The organism is Azospirillum sp. UENF 111221 (genome assembly GCF_058780625.1).
Window position 1 is genome coordinate 168,697 of record NZ_JBSNCH010000003.1, and the last position, 20,001, is coordinate 188,697.

Consider the following 20,001-nt stretch of genomic DNA (forward strand, 5'->3'; position numbering starts at 1 on the left):
CGATCCAGGACCGATTACGCCGGCGGATTGACGGTGATGGTCGGATCCCAGGAGAAATAGCCGACCGTGGTCAGGCCGCCCGAGGAACTCGCCTGCACCAGCATGAAGTAGACCTTGTACTGCTCCGCGGTGCCGGCGTCGTTGTTGGTGATGGTTGCCTGCATGACATAGTCGTACTGCGTCGGCCCCCGTATAGGCGGGGCCGGTCGCCGGGACCGGCAGCGTCATGATCGGTTCGTCCGGCTGGAGCATGATCGGCAGCGGCGTCGACATGACGTTGGTTCCGGCGAAGGTCGATCTGGTAGGGCAGCGCGTACATCGCGACCTCCTGCGACAGCGTCGAGAAGGTCCAGCGAACGTTGTCGCCGACGTTGCAGGTGATGTTCGAATCCGCCGTCGCCTGGGTCGTCGGCGTGGTCGACGTCACGAACACGGGCTGCGTCACCATATAAATGTATTCGTGCGCGATTGGCGTCGGGCTCGCGAAAGAACCCAGATTGCTTTGATAGGTGTTGTAAATCGTCTGAGCATCAACGACGAGACCTCGATATTCACAGTTGACATTTTCCATCATCCTTTTACGTGAAATTATGTTTAGGCAAATCTGCCTCTTGTTAAGTTGATTTAATGAGACGAAAAAAGCAACCGGCGATTCAAAATGAATCTGAAAATTCATAATGAGATTGTTAGTAACAAAACAATAATAAATAATAATTTTCCTTCGTATTCATTGGGGCTCATTGCAAATTTAAAAAATTACTATTGTGTTCATTGACGATTACATTTGAATGCGAGCCGAAATTTGCATACCATTGCGCCAACTGGGATGCTTTCCAGGGCTGGCGCCGCTGCCGCCCTACCCGGCGGCATCCGATCCCTGCCGCGCGGCTGCCCTGCGTCCCGGCTTGGGCTTGGGGGGATGACGGCGGGCGGGAATGCCGCCATGGTGGCTGACAGTCCGCCCACCCACCTGTTGCAGCGCAGGGTTCCGTCCGTCTCCACGCCCATCTACGCCCTTCTGTCCGACGCCTTCGCCGTGCTGGCCCCGGTTTTCGTGGTGGCGGCATCCTCGGTTACGGCTGGACCCGCGGGAAGCTGCCCTACGACAGCGCCTTCATCACCACCTTCGCGATCAACGTGTCGTCGCCCTGCCTGGTCTTCTCTCGCCCTGACCCGGCTGCACCTGTCCGCCGACGTGATGGGGGAGATGGCGCTGGCGGCGACGCTGTGCATGGCGCTGACGGCGCTGGCGTCGGTCCCGGTGCTGCTGGCGTCGGGGCTGTCGCTGCGGGTCTATGTGCCGGCGATGGCCTTCCCCAACGCCGGCAACCTGGGGCCGCCGGTCTGCCTGTTCGCCTTCGGGGAGAACGGCCTCAGCCTCGCCGTGCTGTTCTATGCGGTGATGTCGGTGGGGCAGTTCACGCTGGGGCCGGCGCTGGCCGCCGGGCGCTTCGACCTGGGACAGATGGCGCGCACCCCGACGATCTACGCAGTGGCGGCGGCGGTGGCGATCCAGCTCGCCGAACTGCCGCTGCCGGTGTGGATCGGCAACACCACCACGCTGCTGGGCAACTGCGCCGTGCCGCTGATGCTGTTCTCGCTGGGGGTGGCGCTGTCGAAGCTTCGCCTCTATCCGGCGCGGTGCGCGCTTTGTCGATGTCGGCCTTCCGGCTGGCCGCCAGGTTTCCGGGCGGCATGGGGCTGCTGGTGGCCTGGGCGATGGGGCTGACCGGGGCGGCGCGCAGGCGTGGTGCTGGTGCAGGAGAAGCTCGATGCCGGTGGCCGTCTTCGACTATCTCTGGGCGCTGCGCTACGGCAACGCGCCGGAGGATGTCGCCGGCATGGTGCTGGGGTCCACCGCCATGGCCTTCGTCGGCCTGCCGGCGCTATTGATGTTCGTGATGCAGTCGATTGGGAGGGGGTTTGCGGCGCACAGGGAACACCGCTATGCCGTCCGGCTCGACTGGACCGGCAATCTCGGCACCGGCACCTCGTCCTACCGGGCCTACAGCCGCGACCACACGCTGAGCGCCAGGGACCAAGCCGGGCGATCCCCGCCACTTCCGACGCGGCCTTCCGCGGCGATCCGGCACGCTGGAACCCGGAGGAGATGCTGGTCGGCGCCCTGTCCTCCTGCCACCAGCTCTGGTACCTGCATCTCTGCTCGGCCGCCGGGATCGTCGTCACCGGCTACAGCGACGACGCAGACGGCGAGATGGAGGAGGAGGCCGACGGCGGCGGCCAGTTCACCGCCGTCGCCGTCCTGCGCCCGCGGGTGACGCTGGCGCCGGGATCCGACGCCGCCAAGGCGCTGGCCCTGCACCACGAGGCGGCGGAGAAATGCTTCATCGCCCGGTCCGTCGAATTTCCCGGTTCGGCACGAACCGGCGGTGGAGGTCGAGGGAGAAATGGGGGGAGAGGCGGCCGGCGATGAGCGCTGACTCCCTGCCCTCGCAAAACGCCCTGCCGGTCCTCGACGCCGTCGCCGGCCGGCGCAGCATCCGCGCCTTTTTGGCCACGCCGGTGGAGCGGGAGACGGTGCGGCACATCCTCGACCTCGCCGCCCGCGGCGCCGAGCGGCTCCAACATCCAGCCCTGGAAGGTCCACGCCATTGCCGGTGAGGCGCGCGCCGCCCTGTCGGCGGAGCTGCTGGCCGCCCATGAGGCCGGGGAGCCGGAGGTGCCGGAATATCCCTATTACCCCGAAACCTGGCGGGAGCCCATCTGGGCCGCCGGCGGGCGGTGGGCTGGGCGCTCTACGGCTCCATCGGCATCGGCAAGGGCGACCGCGATCGGATGGCGCGCCAGCATGGCCGGAACTGGCTGTTCTTCGGCGCGCCGGTCGGGCTGTTCTTCAGCATCGACCGCGACATGGGCAAGGGGGCGTGGCTCGACCTCGGCATGTTCATGCAGAACGTGATGATCGTCGCCCGCGGCTTCGGGCTGGAGACCTGCCCCCAGGCCGCCTTCTGCTACCGCCACGCCATCACTGCGCGGCACCTGGGCCTGCCCGACACGGAGATCATCGCCAGCGGCATGGCGCTGGGCTTCGCAGACTGGTCGGCACCGGAAAACAATTTCCCGACGGAGCGCGAACCGGCCGAGGGCTTCACCCGCTTCACCGGATTCTGAGCGCGGCGTCCTTAGCAGGGTGCGGGAAAACCATTTTGCTGGCTGCGGTCGGGTTCTTCCGGCAATCTCGCGTCAAGACCTTGCAAGATACCACCAGTATCTTGCTTCGGCCTTTCCTAATCTTGCCGAAAAGCCCCTCCCTCGCGACGCAAAAGCCTTTTTCCGCACCCTGTTAGAGCGTCACGAACCCGTGGGGCGCCGCCGCGGACGGCGCGCAGGGCGACAGCATGCCGGCGACGAAGGCGGCGGTCTGAACCAGCACGCGCGGCGAGAAGGGCTTGACGATGTAGCCCAGCCCGACGCCGCCGGCCTGCGCCTTGTTGGGCGGGTTGCCGGTGGCGAAGACGCAAGCGATCCCCATCGCCTTCAAGGCGCGGGCGACGTCGAGCCCGTTCGAGCCGTTGGCCAGCTTGATGTCGACGAAGGCCATGTCCGGCCTCTCCTGCCCGGCAAGGGCGAGAGCGGTCGGCAGATCATCGGCGATTCCCGTCACCGCATGGCCGGCCGACTGCAAAGTCAGCGACACGCCCTCGGCGATCAGGAATTCATCCTCTATGATCAGTATCTTCATTGTTCTTCTTATAAATTCTGCGCGTCGGCCGGGAGGATCACGCCTGGGTTGGAGTGTGCGGCTTCATCGGGAAAGTTAAAAGGAAACGCGTCCCCGGTGTCAAACGTTCGATCTCCAGATGCCCCCTCAATTGCCGCGTAAGATTGCGGACCGTGTTCAGGCCGAAGCCGCCGCCACCGCCGCTCGCGACCCCCTCCGGCAGGCCGATGCCGTCGTCGGCAACGTCGATGCGGACCTCGTTCCCCGCCACCGCCATATCCACCGTGACCCTGCCGCGCCGCCCGTCGGGAAAGGCGTGCTTGTAGCTGTTGGTCAGCAGCTCGTTGACGATCAGCGCCACCGGCACCGCGGTGTCGACCGGCGCCGACAGCGGCGTGCCCGCCGCCATGGTCATCGCCGGTTCGGCACTGCCGGTGAGCGGGACGGCGTTTTCGGCGATGCTGCGGATCAGGTCGGTCAGTTCGACGGTGTCGTACACCGCCCCCTCGCCATAGAGGCGGCGATGGACCTCGGCGATCGCCAGCACGCGGCTGCTGCTGTCCAGCAATTCCTGCCGCACCTCGTCGCTGCGATGCCGCATCGCCTGGGTCCGCAACAGGTTGGCGACGATCTGCAAGGAGTTCTTGACCCGGTGGTTGACCTCGTCCAGCAGGATCCTGTTCTCCTGCAACGTCGCGGCCAGCGCCTCCCCTTCCGCCCGCTCGGCCTGGTAATCCCGCTCCATCCGCCGGACGGTGGAGAAGCAGAGCCAGCCGGTGACGGTGACGAAGACGGCCCCATAGGCAATCGTCAGCAACTCCAGGATGGTGGCATGCCGGCTGCGCCGGGCGAGCAGCAGGTCCTCCTCCGCCCGCATGGTGGCGGTCAGGCGCCGGATCGCGGCCATCGTGGAGGCGCCTTTTCCCTCGCGGATGGTCGCCAGCGCCTGCTCCAGCCCTTCGTCGGTGACCTGCCGCAGAACCCCGGCTATCTGGTCCAGCCTGTCGGCGGTCAGGGCGCGCAGGGCCTTCACCTTGTCCTGCTGCACCGGGTTGTCGGCGGTCAGCGTCCCGATGCTATCCAGCAACCGGTGGCTGCGCTCCCTCCCCTCCTCGTAGGCAGCGAGATGAATGGGGTCCGGCAACAGCAGGTATCCGCGCTGGCCGGATTCGGTGTCGGACAGGGTGGATTGCAACTCCTCGACGGCGGAGATGACCTCGTGCGTGTGGTCGACCCAGTCGATGGCACGGCGATATTCGATGAAGACGGCGACGAGCAGCAGGAAGCCGACGAACAGGCCGCCAAGCAGCAGCGCCGATAGTCTGGCGGCACGGGCGCGCACCATCCGGCGCGCAAGGCTGGCATCCGTCCTGTTGGGCATGGGTTGTCCCCGCTTTACGCCGTCACTCACCTCTCCGAACAGTTCGGACAGTCTGGATCTTCATCTGTCCGGAGCATTGACGTAAATCAAGAAAAACTGCGCCGGCGAAGGATTGCGGGGGGATTGTGGGGTGCGCCCCATGCCACGGTCAGCCACTCAACGCCGCCGCCAGCGTATCGTGCAGGCGGCCGGGCTGGATCGGCTTGTGCAGCAACGCGCATTGGGCGCCGGCCGCCTCCCGCAGCCGGTCCGCCGAGGTGTCGCCGGTCAGCAGCACGCCGGGAATGTCGCGCGACAGGCGGCGGCGGACCATGTCCATCACCATCAGCCCCGTCGTCCCTTCCGGCAGGCGGTAATCGGCCAGGATCAGGTCGGGCTCCTCCCCCGAACTCGATCAGGTCGCCCAGCAGCTGCTCCGCCTCCGCCCCGCTGCCGGCCTCCGCAACGCGATAGTTCCAATCCTCCAGCATCAGGACCAGCGCCATGCGGATGACGGCGTCGTCCTCCACCAGCATGACCAGCCGCCCGGCCTTGTCGTCGGTCCCGCTGCGGCCGGCGCTGCCGGACCGGTCGGTCATGTCCGGCCTGGTTTCGGTCAGGGGCAGGCTGACGGTGAAACGGCTGCCGCGGCCCAGCGAGGAGGTCACGTCGATGGTGCCGCCCAGCATGGTGACCAGCCGCTTGGCGATGCTGAGCCCCAGCCCCAGCCCTTCACGCCGGTCGCGGGCGGCGTTGCCGACCTGGTAGAAGTCCTGGAAGATGCGGTCGATGTGCTGGTCGGCGATGCCGATGCCGGTGTCCCACACCTCGATCTGCACATGGTCGCCGCGCTGCCGCGCCCCGATCAGCACCCGCCCGCCGGGTGCGAAATGCAGCGCATTGGTCAGCAGGGCGCGCAGCACCCGCTCCAGCAGCCGCGGATCGGTGCGCGTGGTCAGAGGCGGCGCCACCAGACGCAGGGCCTGCCCCGCCTTCTCGGCCGCGGATACGAATTCCCCATGCAGCCGGGCCAGCAGGGCGGCGATGTCGACCGTTTCCGGATTGGGGGCGACCAGCCCGGCTTCCAGCTTGGAGATGTCGAGCATCCCGTCCAGCATGCCGCCCAGCCCGCCGAGCGAGGACTGGATCTGCTCCGCCATCCGCCGGGCGCCGGGGGCAAGCGATTCCTTCATCAGCAGGTCGGAGAGCAGCATCAGGGCCTGCACCGGCTGGCGCAGATCGTGGCTCGCCGCCGCCAGGAAGCGCTCGCGCGCATCCAGCGCCACGTTCAGCTCGCGCTCCAGCGCCTTCACCGCGGTGATGTCGGCGACGCTGGACACCACAGCCTCGACATGGCCGGCCGGATCGGCGACCGGGCGGCTCGACACCCGCAGCCAGCGGGTGGGGGAAGTCGCCTCCTCCCCCTCGACCACGCCGATGATGCGCTCGACCACCGGCTTGCCGCTGCGCGCCGCTTCCGCCGCGGGGGGCAGCCCATGCAGCCGGTTGCCGTTGGCGTCGATGAAGCGGCGGCCGGCGGTGGTCGGGACAATGGTGGCCGGGGCGGTGGCCGGCGCCAGCAGCCCGTCCGCCCGGCTCTCTGCCTTGCCCTCCGCATCGAAGGCCGCCGCCATCGGGTCGAGCAGGGCGCCGGCGGGGCCGTCCAGCAGCCGCTCGGCCATGGCATTGGCCAGCAGGCTGCGGCCATCGACCGCGGTCATCGCCAGCGCATCGTGCAGCGACTGCACCAGCACCCGGTGCCGCCGCTCGCTGAGGTTCAGCGCCGCTTCGGCGGTGCGCCGCGCGGTGACGTCGCGGAAGGCGACGACGGCTCCCTGAATGCGCTCCTGCATCGGGGCGAGGCGCATGCCGGACGCCAGCATGGGGGAGATGGTGACCTCCACCAGCAGCGTCCCGCCATTCTCCCGGCGGAGCTTCTCGCAGGTGACGCTGCGCGGCCGGCCGTCGGTCAGCGACAGGGCCAGCGCACGGGCCGCCCCGCCCGCCGGGGATGCCGCCGGGTCCGTTTCGCCGACCGGCAGCCCGGTTACGGCCTCCGCCGGTCCGGCAAACAGGTCGGAGGGAGGGCGGCCGATCAGGTCGAGGTCGAGATGGCCGGTCATGGCCGTCGCCGCGGCGTTGACGAAGCGGATGCGGCCGTCGGCGTCCACTCCCAGGATGCCGTCGCCGACCGACTGGAGGATGTGGTGATAGTCGGCGCGCGCCCGCTCGGCATCGTCGCGGGCCTGCTGCACCTCGCGAAGCCAGGCGTTGCGTTCGGTCAGGTCGGTGATGGTCAGCAGCACGTCGCCGCGGTCGCTGTCGTCCAGCGTCACCCGGCGGGCGTCGGTCAACCCGTCGATGATCGTGCCCTGCGGCCCGAGATAGCGGAACTCCTGCCGGACCCACTCGCCATGGTCGCGCAGCCGGGCGAGCGCGGTGAACAGCCGGCCATGGTCGACGCTGTCGAGCAGCAGGGTCAGCGGGCGGCCCTTCAGCCGCAGCATCGGCAGGCCGAACTGCCGTTCGGCGGCGGCGTTGGCCTCGCCGACGATGCCGGCGGCGTTCACCGCCAGGCAGGCCAGCGGCACCGACTGGAAAAGCTGGAGATATTGCAGGCGGGACGCCTCCAGCGCCTGCTGGGCGCCGCGCAGTTCCTCGTTCTGGATCTCAAGCTCGGCCTGATGGACATACAGCTCGTGCAGCAGTTCCTTCATCGAGGTGGCGGTGACGTCCGTCGCCTCGAACGTCCCGCCGTTGAGAATGGTTTCGGCACGGCGGCGCAGTCGGCCGGAGGAATCCTCGCTCATTCGTCGCCCCCGTCGCCCTTACCAGCATTGTCGAACTGCAATTCCATCAGCTTGCGGTTGGTTATGTTGATGTGGCTGACGACGATGCCGCCGTCTTGGTCGTTCAGGCGGGTGGCGTGCATCAGGAACCAGCGTTGTTCATCGGGCGAATGGCAGGGATATTCGACGGAGAAATCATCGGCCTCGCCGTCCAGGATGCGGCGCAGCCCGTCATGCACCGCGCGGGCGATGCTGTCCGTCGACGCCGCCTCCGGGTTGAGGCAGACATCGAGATAGTTGGTGCCGACGCCGCAGCGCTCGGTCGCCGGGGCGCCGTTGCGCTGGGCGAAACCGCGCCAGGCGGCATTCACCATGACGATCCGGCCGTCGTGGTCGGTCACGGCGATGTGTTCCGGCAGGCTGTCCAGCACCTTTTGCAACCGCTCCTGCGCCTGCTTGGTCTCCGTCACGTCGACGAAGGTCACCACCACGCCGCCGATCTGGCTCTTGTCGGTCAGGTAGGGCAGGATGCGGGTCAGCACCCAGCGGCCGTCATAGACCCGGACATGGCGTTCCACCGCCTCCTGCCCGTCGAACACCTTGCGGATGTCGGCGAGGAAGTCGGGATAGTCGATGTTGGTGGACAGATGCGCGATGGACCGGCCGATGTCGCGCGGGATGATGTTGATGAAGCCGGCCGCCGCCGGGGTGAAGCGGCGGATGACGAAGTCGCCGTCCAGAAACACCGTGCCGATCTCGGTCGAGCGCAGCAGGTTGTCCAAGTCGTTGGTGATCTCGGTCAGCTCCTCCACCTTCGCCTGATATTCGGCGTTGACCGAGTAAAGCTCCTCGTTGACCGATTGCAGCTCTTCGTTGGTGCTCTGCAACTCTTCGTTCGAGGCCAGCAGCTCTTCGTTGGTGGCCTGCAATTCCTCGTTGGCGGTTTCCAGCTCCTCGATGGTCGCCTGGAGATTCTCGCCGCGCGACAGCAGCTCCTGCTCCAGGCCGCGGATGCGCTCGGCGGCGTCGGCATTCAGGTCGAAGTCGGAATCGGGAACCGACAGCGGCAGCATGTTGGCCCGGTCCAGCACCACCAGGGCGAAGCGGCGCCCGGTCTTGCGCGCGACATAGGGCTGGACCCGCAGGCTAAGCGCCGCCACCCCCTCGCGGTCCTTGACCGGGATGTTGGACAGCGCGAACTCCTCGCCGGAGCGGAAGGCGCGGTTGAGTGCCGTGCCCGTCACCATGGCGACCGAGGAGGGCAGCAGCTTCAGCACGTTCAGCGTCGCCTCGCCCGCCGGCACCTTCAGCAGGGACGACGCGTCGCCGAAGACATGCATGATGGTCATCTGTTCGTTGACCAGCAGGCAGGGCGGCACATAGGCCTTCATCAACGCGCCGATGGCCTCGTCGATGACCGCCCCTTCCTCCATGCCATGGCTTACGGCGTCCTCGCCATGGCGGGCCAGCGGGGCCGCCACCGTCGGCACCAGCAGGCGCGACAGCCGGAAGGAGCCGGCGCGCAGGCTCTGGAACACCTTGTTGCGGCTGTCGACGGTGTGGAAATCGGACTGGAGGTCGCCCAGCGTCTCGCTGGTGCCGAGGAACAGGAAGCCGCTCTGGCGCAGGGCGTACTGGAACAGGCTGAGGACCTTCCGCTGCAACGGCTGGTCCATATAGATCAGCAGGTTGCGGCAGCTCAGCAGGTCGATCTTGGTGAAGGGCGGGTCGCGCATGATGTTGTGGGCGGCGAACACCACCATGCGGCGGATGTCGCGCGACACCACGTAGCTGTCGCCGCGCGCGGTGAAGAAGCGGCTCAGCCGCTCCTGCGACACGTCCTCGGCAATCGCGCGCGGATACTCGCCCAGGCTGGCGATCTCGATGCTGTCCTGGTCGATGTCGGTGGCGAAGATCTTGACGTCGAAGCTGCGCCCCAGCTTTTCCTGCGCCTCGGCGAACAGGATGGCGATGGAATAGGCCTCCTCCCCGCTGGCGCAGCCGCAGACCCAGACGCGGACCATGTCGGTCGGGCTGCGGTTGGCGAGCAGGCTGGGGATCACCCGGTCGGCCAGGACGCGGAAGGCCGCCTCGTCCCGGAAGAAGCGGGTGACGCCGATCAGCATCTCCTTGTAGAGGTTGACCGTCTCGGCGCTGTTCCGCCGCAGCAGGGCGGCATACTCGTCCATCGACTCCAGGCCGGCGCCCTGCATCCGCCGCTCGATCCGCCGCAGCAGGGTGGCGAGCTTGTAATGCGAGAAATCGACGCCGGTGACGGAGCGGATGACCGCGATGATCTGGGCCAGCGGGTCGTCGCCGTCCTCGCGCCGCTGGCGCGGCGGCATCGGGCGGGCGCGGGCCAGGGTCTTGCGCGCATGCTCGATCAGGCGGGCCGGCAGAGCGTCCGGCGCCAGGGTGGCGTCGATCTGTCCGGTGGCCAGCGCGCTGCGCGGCATGCCGTCGAACTGGGCGGTCTCCGGCTGCTGGACCGCGGTGAAGCCGCCGGCCGACTTGATCGCCATCAGGCCGCGCGTGCCGTCCGATCCGGTCCCCGACAGGATCAGGCCGATGGCGAACGGCCCCTGGTCGCGGGCGAGCGCGGTCAGGAAGATGTCGATCGGCAGGCTCATGCCGCCGCCGGCATCCTTGGCGGTCAGCCGCAGCCGGCCATCCTCGATGCTCAGATGCTTGCCCGGCGGCAGCAGATAGACGGTGTTGCGCTGGACCGGAACGCCGTCGGTCGCCTGCACCACATCCATGGCGGTGTGCTTCGCCAGCAGGTCGACCATCAGGCTCTTGTGCACCGGCGACAGGTGCTGGACCACGACATAGGCGAGGTCGCTGTCGCCGGGCACCGCGTCGAAGAAGCGCTGCAACGCCTCCAGCCCGCCGGCCGAGGCGCCGATGCCGACGATGCAGCAGGCCGGCTCCGGCGGCGCGCCGGTCTCCGCCGGAACGCCCGCTTCCGCCGGAACGCCCCCTGCGTCTGCATCGGGCGATGCGGCGGGCGTCGGGTCAGGATGCGTGGCGGGCGTATCCGTTGGCACGGTGATAAACGAGTCCTTCTGGCGTCGGCCTGCCGGTTGTCTGTGCAAGCCAGACCCTGCCTATATCCAACGCATTTGATTTGGTCAACTTGACTGTCGCAGGCCATCGTTCTTCGACATTGTGCATTTAACTGGAATGTCCATATCTTTCCATCGATTTGACTTTGGTTTTATAACGAATGTATCGTGTCTAAAGCATTGCTCCGGCACGCCGGCTCACCAGTCCGCACCGAATGCCGGAAAGCCGGGGATGGGGTTGGGACGGGGGACCTGACGCGCGCGAAATTCCTGCTATGTTTGCTGCCCCGGGGCGTCGCATCCTGGGGCGTCAATGGCATGCAAGGCAGCGGGAACGGGTCATGAGTTTCACCTCGATCTATCGCCACGGCTTCGCGCGGGTGGCCGCCTGCACCACGCGCAGCACCCCCGCCGACCCGACGGCCAATGCCGCGGCGGTGCTGGAGGCGGCGCGCGCCTGTCACGAAAAGTCGGTGGCGGTGGCGCTGTTCCCCGAACTCGCGCTGTCCGGCTACGCCATCGACGATCTGCTGATGCAGGACCCGCTGATCGACGCGGTGGAGCAGGCGATCCTCGATCTGGTGCAGGCGTCGGCCGGGCTGATGCCGCTGCTGCTGGTGGGGGCGCCGCTGCTGTATGACGGGCGGCTCTACAACACGGCGGTGGCGATCCACCGCGGCGAGCTGCTGGGCGTGGTGCCGAAGCAGCATCTGCCGAACTACCGGGAATTCTACGAACGCCGCCAGTTCGCGTCGGGCGCCGGCACCGAAGGCGGGACCATCCGCATCGGCGACCTGACCGCTCCCTTCGGCCCCGACCTGCTGTTCTCCGCCGAGGACCAGCCCGGTCTGGTCGTCCATGCCGAGATCTGCGAGGACCTGTGGGTTCCGGCCCCGCCCAGCACCATGGCGGCGCTGGCCGGCGCGACGGTCCTCGCCAACCTGTCGGCCAGCAACATCACCATCGGCAAGTCGGACACCCGCCGGCTGCTGGCGAAGTCGCAGTCGGCGCGCTGCCTAGCGGCCTATCTCTATTCCTCGGCCGGGACGGGGGAATCGACCACCGACCTCGCCTGGGACGGCCAGACCTCGATCTTCGAGAATGGCGAGAAGCTGGCGGAAACCGACCGCTTCCCCGACGGCTCCCAGATGGCGGTGGCCGACGTCGATCTCGACCTGCTGCGGCAGGAACGGCTGCGCCAGGGCACCTTCGACGACAACCGACGCCTGTACCCCGGCGCCACCGGCGGCTTCCGCACCGTCGCCTTCCGGCTCGACGCGCCGGAGACCGATGTGGGGCTGCTGCGCGTGGTGCCGCGCCTGCCCTTCGTTCCCGCCGCCGCCGAACGGCTGGAACAGGACTGCTACGAGGCCTACAACATCCAGGTCGCCGGCCTTGTGCAGCGGCTGCGCGCCACCGGGATCAGGACGGTGGTGATCGGCGTGTCGGGCGGGCTGGACAGCACCCATGCCCTGATCGTCGCCGCCCGTGCCATGGACCGGCTCGGCCTGCCGCGCACCGGCATCCTCGGCTACACCATGCCGGGATTCGGCACCAGCGAGGGCACCAAGTCCAACGCCTGGAAACTGATGACGGCGCTGGGGGTGACGGCCAGGGAACTCGACATCCGGCCGGCCGCCAACCAGATGCTCAAGGATATGGACCACCCCTACGCCCACGGCGAGGCGGTGTACGACATCACCTTCGAGAATGTGCAGGCCGGCCTGCGCACCGATTACCTGTTCCGCCTCGCCAACCAGCACAACGGCATCGTGCTCGGCACCGGCGACCTGTCGGAGCTGGCGCTGGGCTGGTGCACCTATGGCGTCGGCGACCAGATGTCCCATTACAACGTCAATGCCGGCGTGCCGAAGACGCTGATCCAGCACCTGATCCGCTGGGTCGGCCGCACCGGCCAGTTCCAGCAGGAGGTCTCGGCGACGCTGGACGCCATCCTGAAGACGGAGATCTCGCCGGAGCTGGTGCCGGCCGGTTCCGACAAGGCGCTGCAGAGCTCCGAATCCGTGATCGGACCGTACGATCTGCAGGATTTCACCCTGTTCTACGTGCTGCGCTACGGCTTCCGCCCGTCGAAGATCGCCTTCCTGGCCCGCCATGCTTGGTCCGATGCCGAAAAGGGCGACTGGCCGGAGGGCTATCCGCTGGAGAAGCGCCGCGCCTACAGCCCGGCCGAAATCCGCGACTGGCTGCGGGTGTTCCTGCGCCGTTTCTTCGGGTTCAGCCAGTTCAAGCGCTCGGCCATGCCGAACGGCCCGAAGGTGACCGCCGGCGGCTCGCTGTCGCCGCGCGGCGACTGGCGCGCCCCGTCGGATGGCAACGCCCGCATCTGGCTGGAGGAGCTGGACCGCGAGGTTCCGGCGGAGTGAGCGGACAAAAAAGGCCGGCGCCCCATCGGAGCGCCGGCCTTTCTCCTGTCGGTGGCGATTCCTGATCGTCCGCGATGGCGGTCAGATCGAGATGCGCAGGAACTCGCGGTTGACCGGGGCGGCGTCCGGGGCGGTCATCGGGCGCGGCGGCACGGCGGGGCGCATGCCGGCCGGCGGCTGTCCCGGCGCCGGCGCGGCCTGCGGGGCCTGGGGCGCTTGCGGAGCTGCCGCCTGCGGCGTGCCCGGATGCGGCTGGGTGGCCTGCTGGGCGGCGATGAACTGGCCCTGGGCGGTCAGGCCGCTGGCGACGTTGCGGTTGATGTTGACCAGCGTGTCGATCTTGCCGAAATCCAGGTCGATCAGACGGTTGGTGGTCTCGCGGTCGACCAGCAGCGACAATGCTGCGATGTTGGTGCGGACCTCCGGCGGATGGCCGCAATCCTCCTCCGTGATCGCCGCCTGGAAGATCGTCCACAGGCGCTGATTCAGCTGAAGAGCCTCGCGGTAGGCCTTTTCGTCCTTGGCATGGCTGGCGGCGATGATACGGCGCGCCGCTTCCGCCAGGGCCCAAGCCTCGACGTCGCGCGGATTGTCCGAGGTCGGCTTGTTGGCGTAGGTGGGAGTCGGCTTCATTCCAAACCCTCGGGGGAAAACCCATCCGGTGGGGGCGGACCTGCCCCTTTGCTTCGTCCCGGAAGTGTCGGTTATCCGACCGGCTTTGTCAACGCAACGGGGGTAGTTCGGCCGGCGCGGAGGACCCTGACGCAAACTGGTCACAAGTTCTATGCGTTTCGGAGAGGAGTGAGGCCGCCGTCTCCGCCACCCGGTCCTCGTCGATGCCGTCCATCAGCCCGCGGGCGTTGGGGTCGGCGGTGACGCAGGCCAGCAATTCCGGCTGCGGGACGCTGCTGACCACCACCCGGCCGCGCGGCCCCCAGGGGCCGTAGATGGCGGGATAGCCGGGACCGAACAGCCCGACCGTCGGCACGCCCGCCGCCGCGGCGATGTGCATCAGCCCGCTGTCGTTGCCGACATAGAGCGCCGCCCGCTCCAGGCAGGCGGCGGCGGCCATCGGGTCGGTGCGGCCGGTCAGGTCGATGGCCCGCGGCCCCAGCGCCGCCAGCACCGGCTGCGCCCGTTCCCGCTCCGGCCCGGCTGCCAGCACCGCCACCCGGGCGCCGGCCAGCGGACCGCCCTCCCCGGTCAGGCACAGGGCCAGCCGGGCGAAGCGCTCCGCCGGCCATTCCTTGCCCAGCCAGTTCGCCGTCGGCCCGATGGCGAGGACCGGCCCGGTCCCGGCGGGGATCAGGGCATCGGCCTGCCGCCTCGCCTCCGCGTCGATCCACAGGCGCGGGGCCGGCGGCGGCGACAGGCCCAGCACGGCGGCATTTTCCTCCACCTTGTGCATCGGGCGCGCCGCTTTGGCGTGGAAGACACGGCGCCGCGCCGGCACCAGCCGCCCGACCGCCGAATTGCGCAAGTCCACCACCAGATCCCAGCGCGTGCCGACGCAGTCCAGCCACAGCCGCAGCCAGTGCCGCGCATAGGAGCGCTTCGCCAGCGGGATCAGCCGCTCCAGCCCCGGCACCGACCGGAACAGCGGCGCCGGCAGCGGCCCGCAGGCGACGGTCAGCCGTGCCGCCGGATAGGCGTCGGTCAGGTGGCCGAGCAGCCCGGTCGACAGCACCGCGTCGCCCAGACGGTTGGAGGTGATGAAGAGGATTCGGCTCATGACGCCGACGACCCGGCCCGGCCGGCATCGGGGCCGGCATCAGGACCGGCATGGGGGTCGGCATCGGGCGCGCCCTGCCGGCGTCCCGGACGCAGGCTGAGGCCGCGCGACATCACCCAGAGCGGCGGCAGCAGCATCGCCAGCGGCATGGCGTACATCAGCGGCACGAAGACGGTCGCCTTGCCGGCAAGGCTGGTCAGACCCAGCGCGCCCGCCTGCAACCCCATCACCGCCAGCACGGCGATGGTGACGCGGGAAGACTGGCCGCGCCGGTTGAATTCCCCCGACAGCAGCGCCGACAGCGCCACCAGCGCATAGGTCAGGGCCAGCAGCGGCGAGGAGAAGCGGTGGTGCAGCTCGGCGATCAGGCCGCGGCGCATGCGGTCGTCCTGGGCGGGGACGTTGCCGTCCATCAGCTCCGCCGTCGTGCGCTCGCGCGCGTCGGGCCAGCGGTCCGCCGCCTGCGGCGCCACCGCCTTCAGGTCGACGGCATAGCGGTCGAAGAACAGCTGCGACAGCCGGTTGGTTCTTGCGGTCCAGCTCCTGCCGGTTGCCGTCATAGACGACGAAGCGCGTGCCGTCGGGGCCGGTCTGCATCACCGCGCGGTCGCCCATGATCGTCACCGGCTTGTCCGGCTGGCGCCCGTCATGGATCAGCACCTTGTGCAGGTTGCCGTCGGAATCGCGGTCGCGCAGGAAGACGCTGAAGCGGTCGCCGACCTCGTTGAACACGCCCTCGCGCAGGAACAGCTGCGAATAGTCGCTGCGCACGGTGTATTCCATCCGCACCAGCTCGCGGTGGGCGGCCGGGGTGATCCAGATGTTCAGGGTGAAGACGACGGCCATCACCCCCACCGCCAGCGCCAGCGCCGGGGTCGACAGCGAGAAGGGGCCGACGCCGGCCGCGCGCATCACCACCAGCTCGCTGTCCGTCGCCATCTTGTTGTAGGTGAACAGGATGGCCCCGACCAGCGCCAGCGGCAGCACGATGCCGAGGAAGGTCGGCACGGTCAGCAGCAGCAGCCACAGGAACATGCCCATCGGCGCGCCGGCGCTGACCACGATCTCGATCAGGCGCAGGGACTGGCTGAGCCAGATGGTCAGCGTCAGGCCGGCCGTCGAATAGAGCGTGGCGATCAGCAGGTTGCGGAACAGGTACCGTTGCAGTCGGTTCATCGGGGATCGGCCGGGGGCTGTATACGGCCGGCAAGCTGACCGCCCCGGCCCGCCGGGTCAAGTGTTGAAAACCGCGCGCCCCGACACGGGTGCCCCCTCGGACCGGGAAAGCGCTGGCGCCCGCCCGCGCCAGCCGGTATGACGGTCGTCATGGCGACGATCCAGGAAGCGATGGCTGCCGCGGTGGCGCATCATCAGTCCGGCCGGCTCGGCGAAGCGGCGGCGCTCTATCACGCTGTCCTGGACGCCCTGCCCGGCCATGCCGACGCCGCCCACCTGCTGGGCGTCGTCCATCTGCAATCCGGCCAGCCCGACCGCGCCGTCACCCTGATCCGCGGCGCCATCCAGCACAATCACCGGGTCGCCGACTATCACGACAATCTCGGCAGTGCGCTGAAATCGCTGGGACGGCTGGAGGAAGCGGTGGCCGCCCACCGGCAGGCGGTCCGCCTGCGGCCGGAGTTCGCCCAGGCGCTCTACAATCTCGGCAACGCGCTGGAGGCTCAGGGCCGGCTGGAGGAGGCGGCGACCGCCTTCCGGCAGGCGGCGGCGCGCCGTCCAGGCTATGCCCGCGCCCGCTTCAACCTGGGCAATGTGCTGGCCGCACTAGGCCGGCGGGCGGACGCCGACGATGCCTACCGTGCCGCGCTCGCCGACGAACCGACCTTCGTCGAGGCGCATGCCAACCGCGGCGCCCTGCTGCTGGCGCTGGAGCGCCCGCGGGAGGCGGCGGCTGAACTGGTCCGCGCCCTGGCGCTGCGCCCCGATCACGCTCCTGCTTTGTCCAACCTCGCCGCGGCCCGGCTGGCGCTGGGCGACCGCGACGGCGCCGAGCTTGCGGCCCGCCATGCCGTGGCCGCCCGGCCGGATCTGGCCGACTGCCTGCTTCGGCTGGGCGAGGTGCGCCATCGCGCCGACCGGCTGGGCGCCGCCGCCGCCGCCTACCGGACGGCGCTGGCCTGGGAACCGGCGCTGGCCCAGGCGCTGGCCAACCTCGCCCTTGTCCGCCAGGGCCAGGGGCTGCTCGACGCGGCGGAGGCCGGGAACCGGCGGGCGCTGGTGCTCGATCCGACGTTGGCCGATGTGCGCTCCAACCTCGCCTATCTGCTGCTGTTCCGGCCGGGGGTGACGGCGGCGGCGGTGCTGGAGGCGCATCGCGACTGGGACCGGGTCCATGGTGCCCCCCACCGCGGGCGCTGGGTGAAGCCGGGCAAGGCCGGCGCGCGCCCCGGCACACGCAAGGGGCCGCTGACCGTCGCCATCCTGTCCGGCGACTTCCGCCGCCACCCCGCCGGCCTGTTCGCCCTCCGCACGGTGGAGGCGCTGCCCGGCCACGACATCCGCCTGCTGCTCTACGCCAACCAGAGCGAATCCGACGACGTGACCGACCGCTTCCGCCGGGCGGCGGCGCAGTGGACCCCGGTCGCCGGCCTGACGGATGCGGAGCTGGCGGCGCGGATTCGCCACGACCGGCCCGATGTGCTGATCGACCTCGCCGGCCACAATGCCCGCGGCCGTCCCGGCGTCTTCGCCCGCAAGCCGGCACCGGTGCAGGTGGCGTGGTCGGGCTATATGGCGACGACCGGGCTGGCGGCGATGGATGCGCTGGTCGCCGACCGCCACCATGTGCCCGACGGGATGGAGGCCTTCTATGCCGAGCGTGTGCTGCGCATGCCCGACGCCTTCATCGCCTACGACCCGCCCGGCAGCGACGACGAACTGCCGCTGACGCCGCCGCCCTGCCTGTCGGGCGGGCCGGTCACCTTCGGCAGCTTCAACATCCTGACCAAGCTGAACGACGGCGTGCTGGCGGCCTGGGCGGAAATCCTGCGCCGGGTGCCGGACTCGCGCCTGCTGATGAAGACCAAGGCGCTGTCCTGCCCCGACACCGCCGCGCTGTGGCGCGGCCGGCTGGCCGCCGCCGGCATCGATCCCGGCCGGGTGACGATGGTGGGTGCCACCGGCAGCCTGGATCATATGCGCCATTGCGCGTCGGTCGATGTGGCGCTCGACCCCTTCCCCTTCTCCGGCAGCACCACGACGCTGGAGACGCTGTGGATGGGGGTGCCGGTCGTCACCCTGCCGGGCGAGACTTTCTCCAGCCGCCATTCGCTGGCCTTCCTGTCGGTGGCCGGCGTGGAGGGCTGCATCGCCGCCGATCCGGCCGATTACGTCGAGCGCGCCGTCGCCTGGGCCGCGGACCGGCAGAGGCTGGCGGAGCTGCGCCGCACTTTGCGGACCCGCATGGCCGCCGGGCCGTTGTGCGACGGCGGGACGCTGGCTGCCGCCCTGGCAGCGGACCTGCGGGCCCTGGCCCTGCCGCATTGAGGGCTGTGGCGGAACCAACCCGAATGCACCGGCGTTGAACGTGGGTACCCCCTCAGGCCCACAGACGCGGGATTTCGGCGCATGCACAGCACCACACGGCTCGCCTTCATGCTTTCGGCGACGGTCGCCGTCCTGTCGCTCGCCGGATGCGGCGATCAGGCGTCGCTGCCGGTGTCGGCCGGCACCGGCCCTAACCCGACGCTGCCGGCGCCGAAATCCACGCTGATCCCGACGGTCAACATCGCCGACGCCATCGGCTGGCCGCAGGGCGCGCAGCCGGTCGCGGCCAAGGGGTTGAGCCTCACCGCCTTCGCCACCGGGCTGGACCATCCGCGCTGGATGCTGGCGCTGCCCAACGGCGACATATTGGTGGCGGAGACCAACGCCCCGCCGAAGCCGGAGGATGGCAAGGGCATCAAGGGCTGGGTGATGGGTCTGGTGATGGGCAAGGCCGGCGCCAAGACGCCGAGCGCCAACCGCATCACCCTGCTGCGCGACAGCGACGGCGACGGCAAGGCCGATGTCCGCGAGCCTTTCATCGAAGGGCTGAATTCGCCCTTCGGCATGGCGCTGGTCGGCGGCGACCTCTACATCGCCGACACCGACGCGGTGGTGAAGGTGCCCTACAAGCAGGGCGACACCCGGATCACCGCCAAGCCGGTGAAGGTCGTCGACCTGCCGGGCGGGCCGATCAACCACCATTGGACGAAGAACATCATCGCCAGCCGCGACGGCACCAAGCTCTATGCCACGGTCGGCTCCAACAGCAATGTCGGGGAGAACGGGATGGAGGCGGAGCAGGGCCGCGCCGCCATCTGGGAGATCGACCTGAAGACCGGGGCGCACCGCATCTTCGCGTCCGGCCTGCGCAACCCGAACGGCATGGATTGGGAGCCGACCTCCGGCCTCCTGTGGACCGCCGTCAACGAGCGCGACGAGATCGGCAGCGACCTCGTCCCCGACTATATGACCTCGGTGAAGGACGGCGCCTTCTATGGCTGGCCCTACAGCTATTACGGCCAGCATGTCGACCAGCGGGTCGAGCCGCAGCGCCCCGACCTCGTCGCCAAGGCGATCCCGCCCGACTATGCGCTGGGGCCGCACACCGCCTCGCTCGGCCTGACCTTCTCCCGCCAGGGCGATCTGCCGCCGAACCTGCAGGAGGGCGTTTTCATCGGCCAGCACGGCTCGTGGAACCGCGACCCGGCCAGCGGCTACAAGGTGATCTTCGTGCCGTTCCGCAACGGCAAGCCGGCGGGCGAGCCGGTGGACGTGCTGACCGGCTTCCTCGACAAGGACGGCAAGGCGCAGGGCCGTCCGGTCGGCGTGATCCTGGACAGCAAGGGCGCCCTGCTGGTCGCCGACGATGTCGGCAACGCGATCTGGCGCGTCGGCGGCACCGCAACCGCACAGTCGGCGGAGCGTCCGGACCAGCCGGCGAAGTGAAGGCAGGGAGGGGAGGCGGCTATCCCCCTCCCCTTC

At 69.0% G+C, this 20,001-nt stretch carries 15 protein-coding genes and 2 pseudogenes; 7 read left to right on the forward strand and 10 right to left on the reverse strand.

What is annotated here, in order from left to right:
• Positions 1 to 14: 14 nt before the first annotated feature.
• Both ACWPN3_RS09255 and ACWPN3_RS09260 read right to left on the reverse strand, forming a co-directional pair.
• A complete protein-coding gene (locus tag ACWPN3_RS09255; RefSeq protein ID WP_492261420.1) occupies positions 15 to 194 on the reverse strand; it encodes an AidA/PixA family protein in 180 nt (59 codons plus the stop codon).
• Positions 195 to 355: 161 nt separating this feature from the next.
• Positions 356 to 676 (reverse strand): annotated as a pseudogene (locus ACWPN3_RS09260) (AidA/PixA family protein); the annotation flags it as partial.
• Positions 677 to 943: 267 nt separating this feature from the next.
• Between ACWPN3_RS09260 and ACWPN3_RS09265 the strand changes: the two are divergent.
• The 4 genes from ACWPN3_RS09265 to ACWPN3_RS09280 all read left to right on the forward strand — a co-directional run bounded on the left by ACWPN3_RS09265 (position 944) and on the right by ACWPN3_RS09280 (position 3,132).
• Positions 944 to 1,729, forward strand: coding sequence for an AEC family transporter (locus tag ACWPN3_RS09265; protein WP_492261281.1), 786 nt, complete (start codon positions 944 to 946; stop codon positions 1,727 to 1,729).
• A gap of 381 nt (positions 1,730 to 2,110) precedes the next feature.
• Complete coding sequence (locus tag ACWPN3_RS09270) at positions 2,111 to 2,434, forward strand: OsmC family protein (RefSeq protein WP_492261282.1); 324 nt, start codon at positions 2,111 to 2,113, stop codon at positions 2,432 to 2,434.
• On the forward strand, positions 2,431 to 2,622 hold the full coding sequence (locus ACWPN3_RS09275) for a nitroreductase family protein (RefSeq protein WP_492261283.1): 192 nt from the start codon (positions 2,431 to 2,433) through the stop codon (positions 2,620 to 2,622). The genes ACWPN3_RS09270 and ACWPN3_RS09275 overlap by 4 nt, the downstream gene beginning before the upstream one ends.
• Before the next feature lie 120 nt (positions 2,623 to 2,742).
• Positions 2,743 to 3,132, forward strand: a complete 390-nt coding sequence (locus ACWPN3_RS09280) for a nitroreductase (protein ID WP_492261284.1) — start codon at positions 2,743 to 2,745, stop codon at positions 3,130 to 3,132.
• 172 nt (positions 3,133 to 3,304) lie between these two features.
• On the opposite strand, the gene ACWPN3_RS09285 is transcribed toward ACWPN3_RS09280, so the two are convergent.
• From ACWPN3_RS09285 to ACWPN3_RS09300, 4 genes are all read right to left on the reverse strand, one after another.
• Entirely contained in the window at positions 3,305 to 3,703 is a 399-nt protein-coding gene (locus tag ACWPN3_RS09285) for a response regulator (RefSeq protein WP_109095702.1), read from the reverse strand.
• Positions 3,704 to 3,740: 37 nt separating this feature from the next.
• Positions 3,741 to 5,063 (reverse strand): sensor histidine kinase, encoded by a 1,323-nt coding sequence (locus tag ACWPN3_RS09290; RefSeq protein WP_492243076.1) that lies wholly within the window; start codon positions 5,061 to 5,063, stop codon positions 3,741 to 3,743.
• Between the two features lie 86 nt (positions 5,064 to 5,149).
• A complete protein-coding gene (locus tag ACWPN3_RS09295) occupies positions 5,150 to 7,852 on the reverse strand; it encodes a PAS domain S-box protein (protein ID WP_492261285.1) in 2,703 nt (900 codons plus the stop codon).
• Complete coding sequence (locus ACWPN3_RS09300; RefSeq protein WP_492243078.1) at positions 7,849 to 10,878, reverse strand: chemotaxis protein CheB; 3,030 nt, start codon at positions 10,876 to 10,878, stop codon at positions 7,849 to 7,851. The genes ACWPN3_RS09295 and ACWPN3_RS09300 overlap by 4 nt, the downstream gene beginning before the upstream one ends.
• A gap of 359 nt (positions 10,879 to 11,237) precedes the next feature.
• On the opposite strand from ACWPN3_RS09300, the gene ACWPN3_RS09305 reads away from it, so the two are divergent.
• Complete coding sequence (locus tag ACWPN3_RS09305; protein ID WP_492243079.1) at positions 11,238 to 13,283, forward strand: NAD(+) synthase; 2,046 nt, start codon at positions 11,238 to 11,240, stop codon at positions 13,281 to 13,283.
• An 81-nt stretch (positions 13,284 to 13,364) separates the two neighbouring features.
• Here the strand turns inward: ACWPN3_RS09305 and ACWPN3_RS09310 are convergent, their stop codons facing one another.
• The 4 genes and pseudogenes from ACWPN3_RS09310 to ACWPN3_RS09325 all read right to left on the reverse strand — a co-directional run.
• Positions 13,365 to 13,916 carry a flagellar biosynthesis regulator FlaF gene (locus tag ACWPN3_RS09310; protein ID WP_492261286.1) on the reverse strand — a complete coding sequence of 184 codons (552 nt, stop codon included), beginning with the start codon at positions 13,914 to 13,916 and terminating at the stop codon, positions 13,365 to 13,367.
• Positions 13,917 to 14,004: 88 nt separating this feature from the next.
• Complete coding sequence (locus ACWPN3_RS09315; RefSeq protein ID WP_492243080.1) at positions 14,005 to 15,015, reverse strand: glycosyltransferase family 9 protein; 1,011 nt, start codon at positions 15,013 to 15,015, stop codon at positions 14,005 to 14,007.
• On the reverse strand, positions 15,012 to 15,575 hold the full coding sequence (locus ACWPN3_RS09320) for an LptF/LptG family permease (protein ID WP_492261287.1): 564 nt from the start codon (positions 15,573 to 15,575) through the stop codon (positions 15,012 to 15,014). The genes ACWPN3_RS09315 and ACWPN3_RS09320 overlap by 4 nt, the downstream gene beginning before the upstream one ends.
• Positions 15,576 to 15,597: 22 nt before the next feature.
• A pseudogene (locus tag ACWPN3_RS09325) lies at positions 15,598 to 16,191 on the reverse strand (LptF/LptG family permease); the annotation flags it as partial.
• Positions 16,192 to 16,341: 150 nt separating this feature from the next.
• Here ACWPN3_RS09325 and ACWPN3_RS09330 point away from each other — a divergent pair.
• Both ACWPN3_RS09330 and ACWPN3_RS09335 read left to right on the forward strand, forming a co-directional pair.
• The gene (locus ACWPN3_RS09330; protein ID WP_492243082.1) at positions 16,342 to 18,519 is read left to right on the forward strand and encodes an O-linked N-acetylglucosamine transferase, SPINDLY family protein; all 2,178 of its coding nucleotides are present in this window, start codon (positions 16,342 to 16,344) and stop codon (positions 18,517 to 18,519) included.
• A gap of 81 nt (positions 18,520 to 18,600) precedes the next feature.
• On the forward strand, positions 18,601 to 19,965 hold the full coding sequence (locus ACWPN3_RS09335) for a PQQ-dependent sugar dehydrogenase (protein ID WP_492261288.1): 1,365 nt from the start codon (positions 18,601 to 18,603) through the stop codon (positions 19,963 to 19,965).
• Positions 19,966 to 20,001 lie beyond the last annotated feature (36 nt).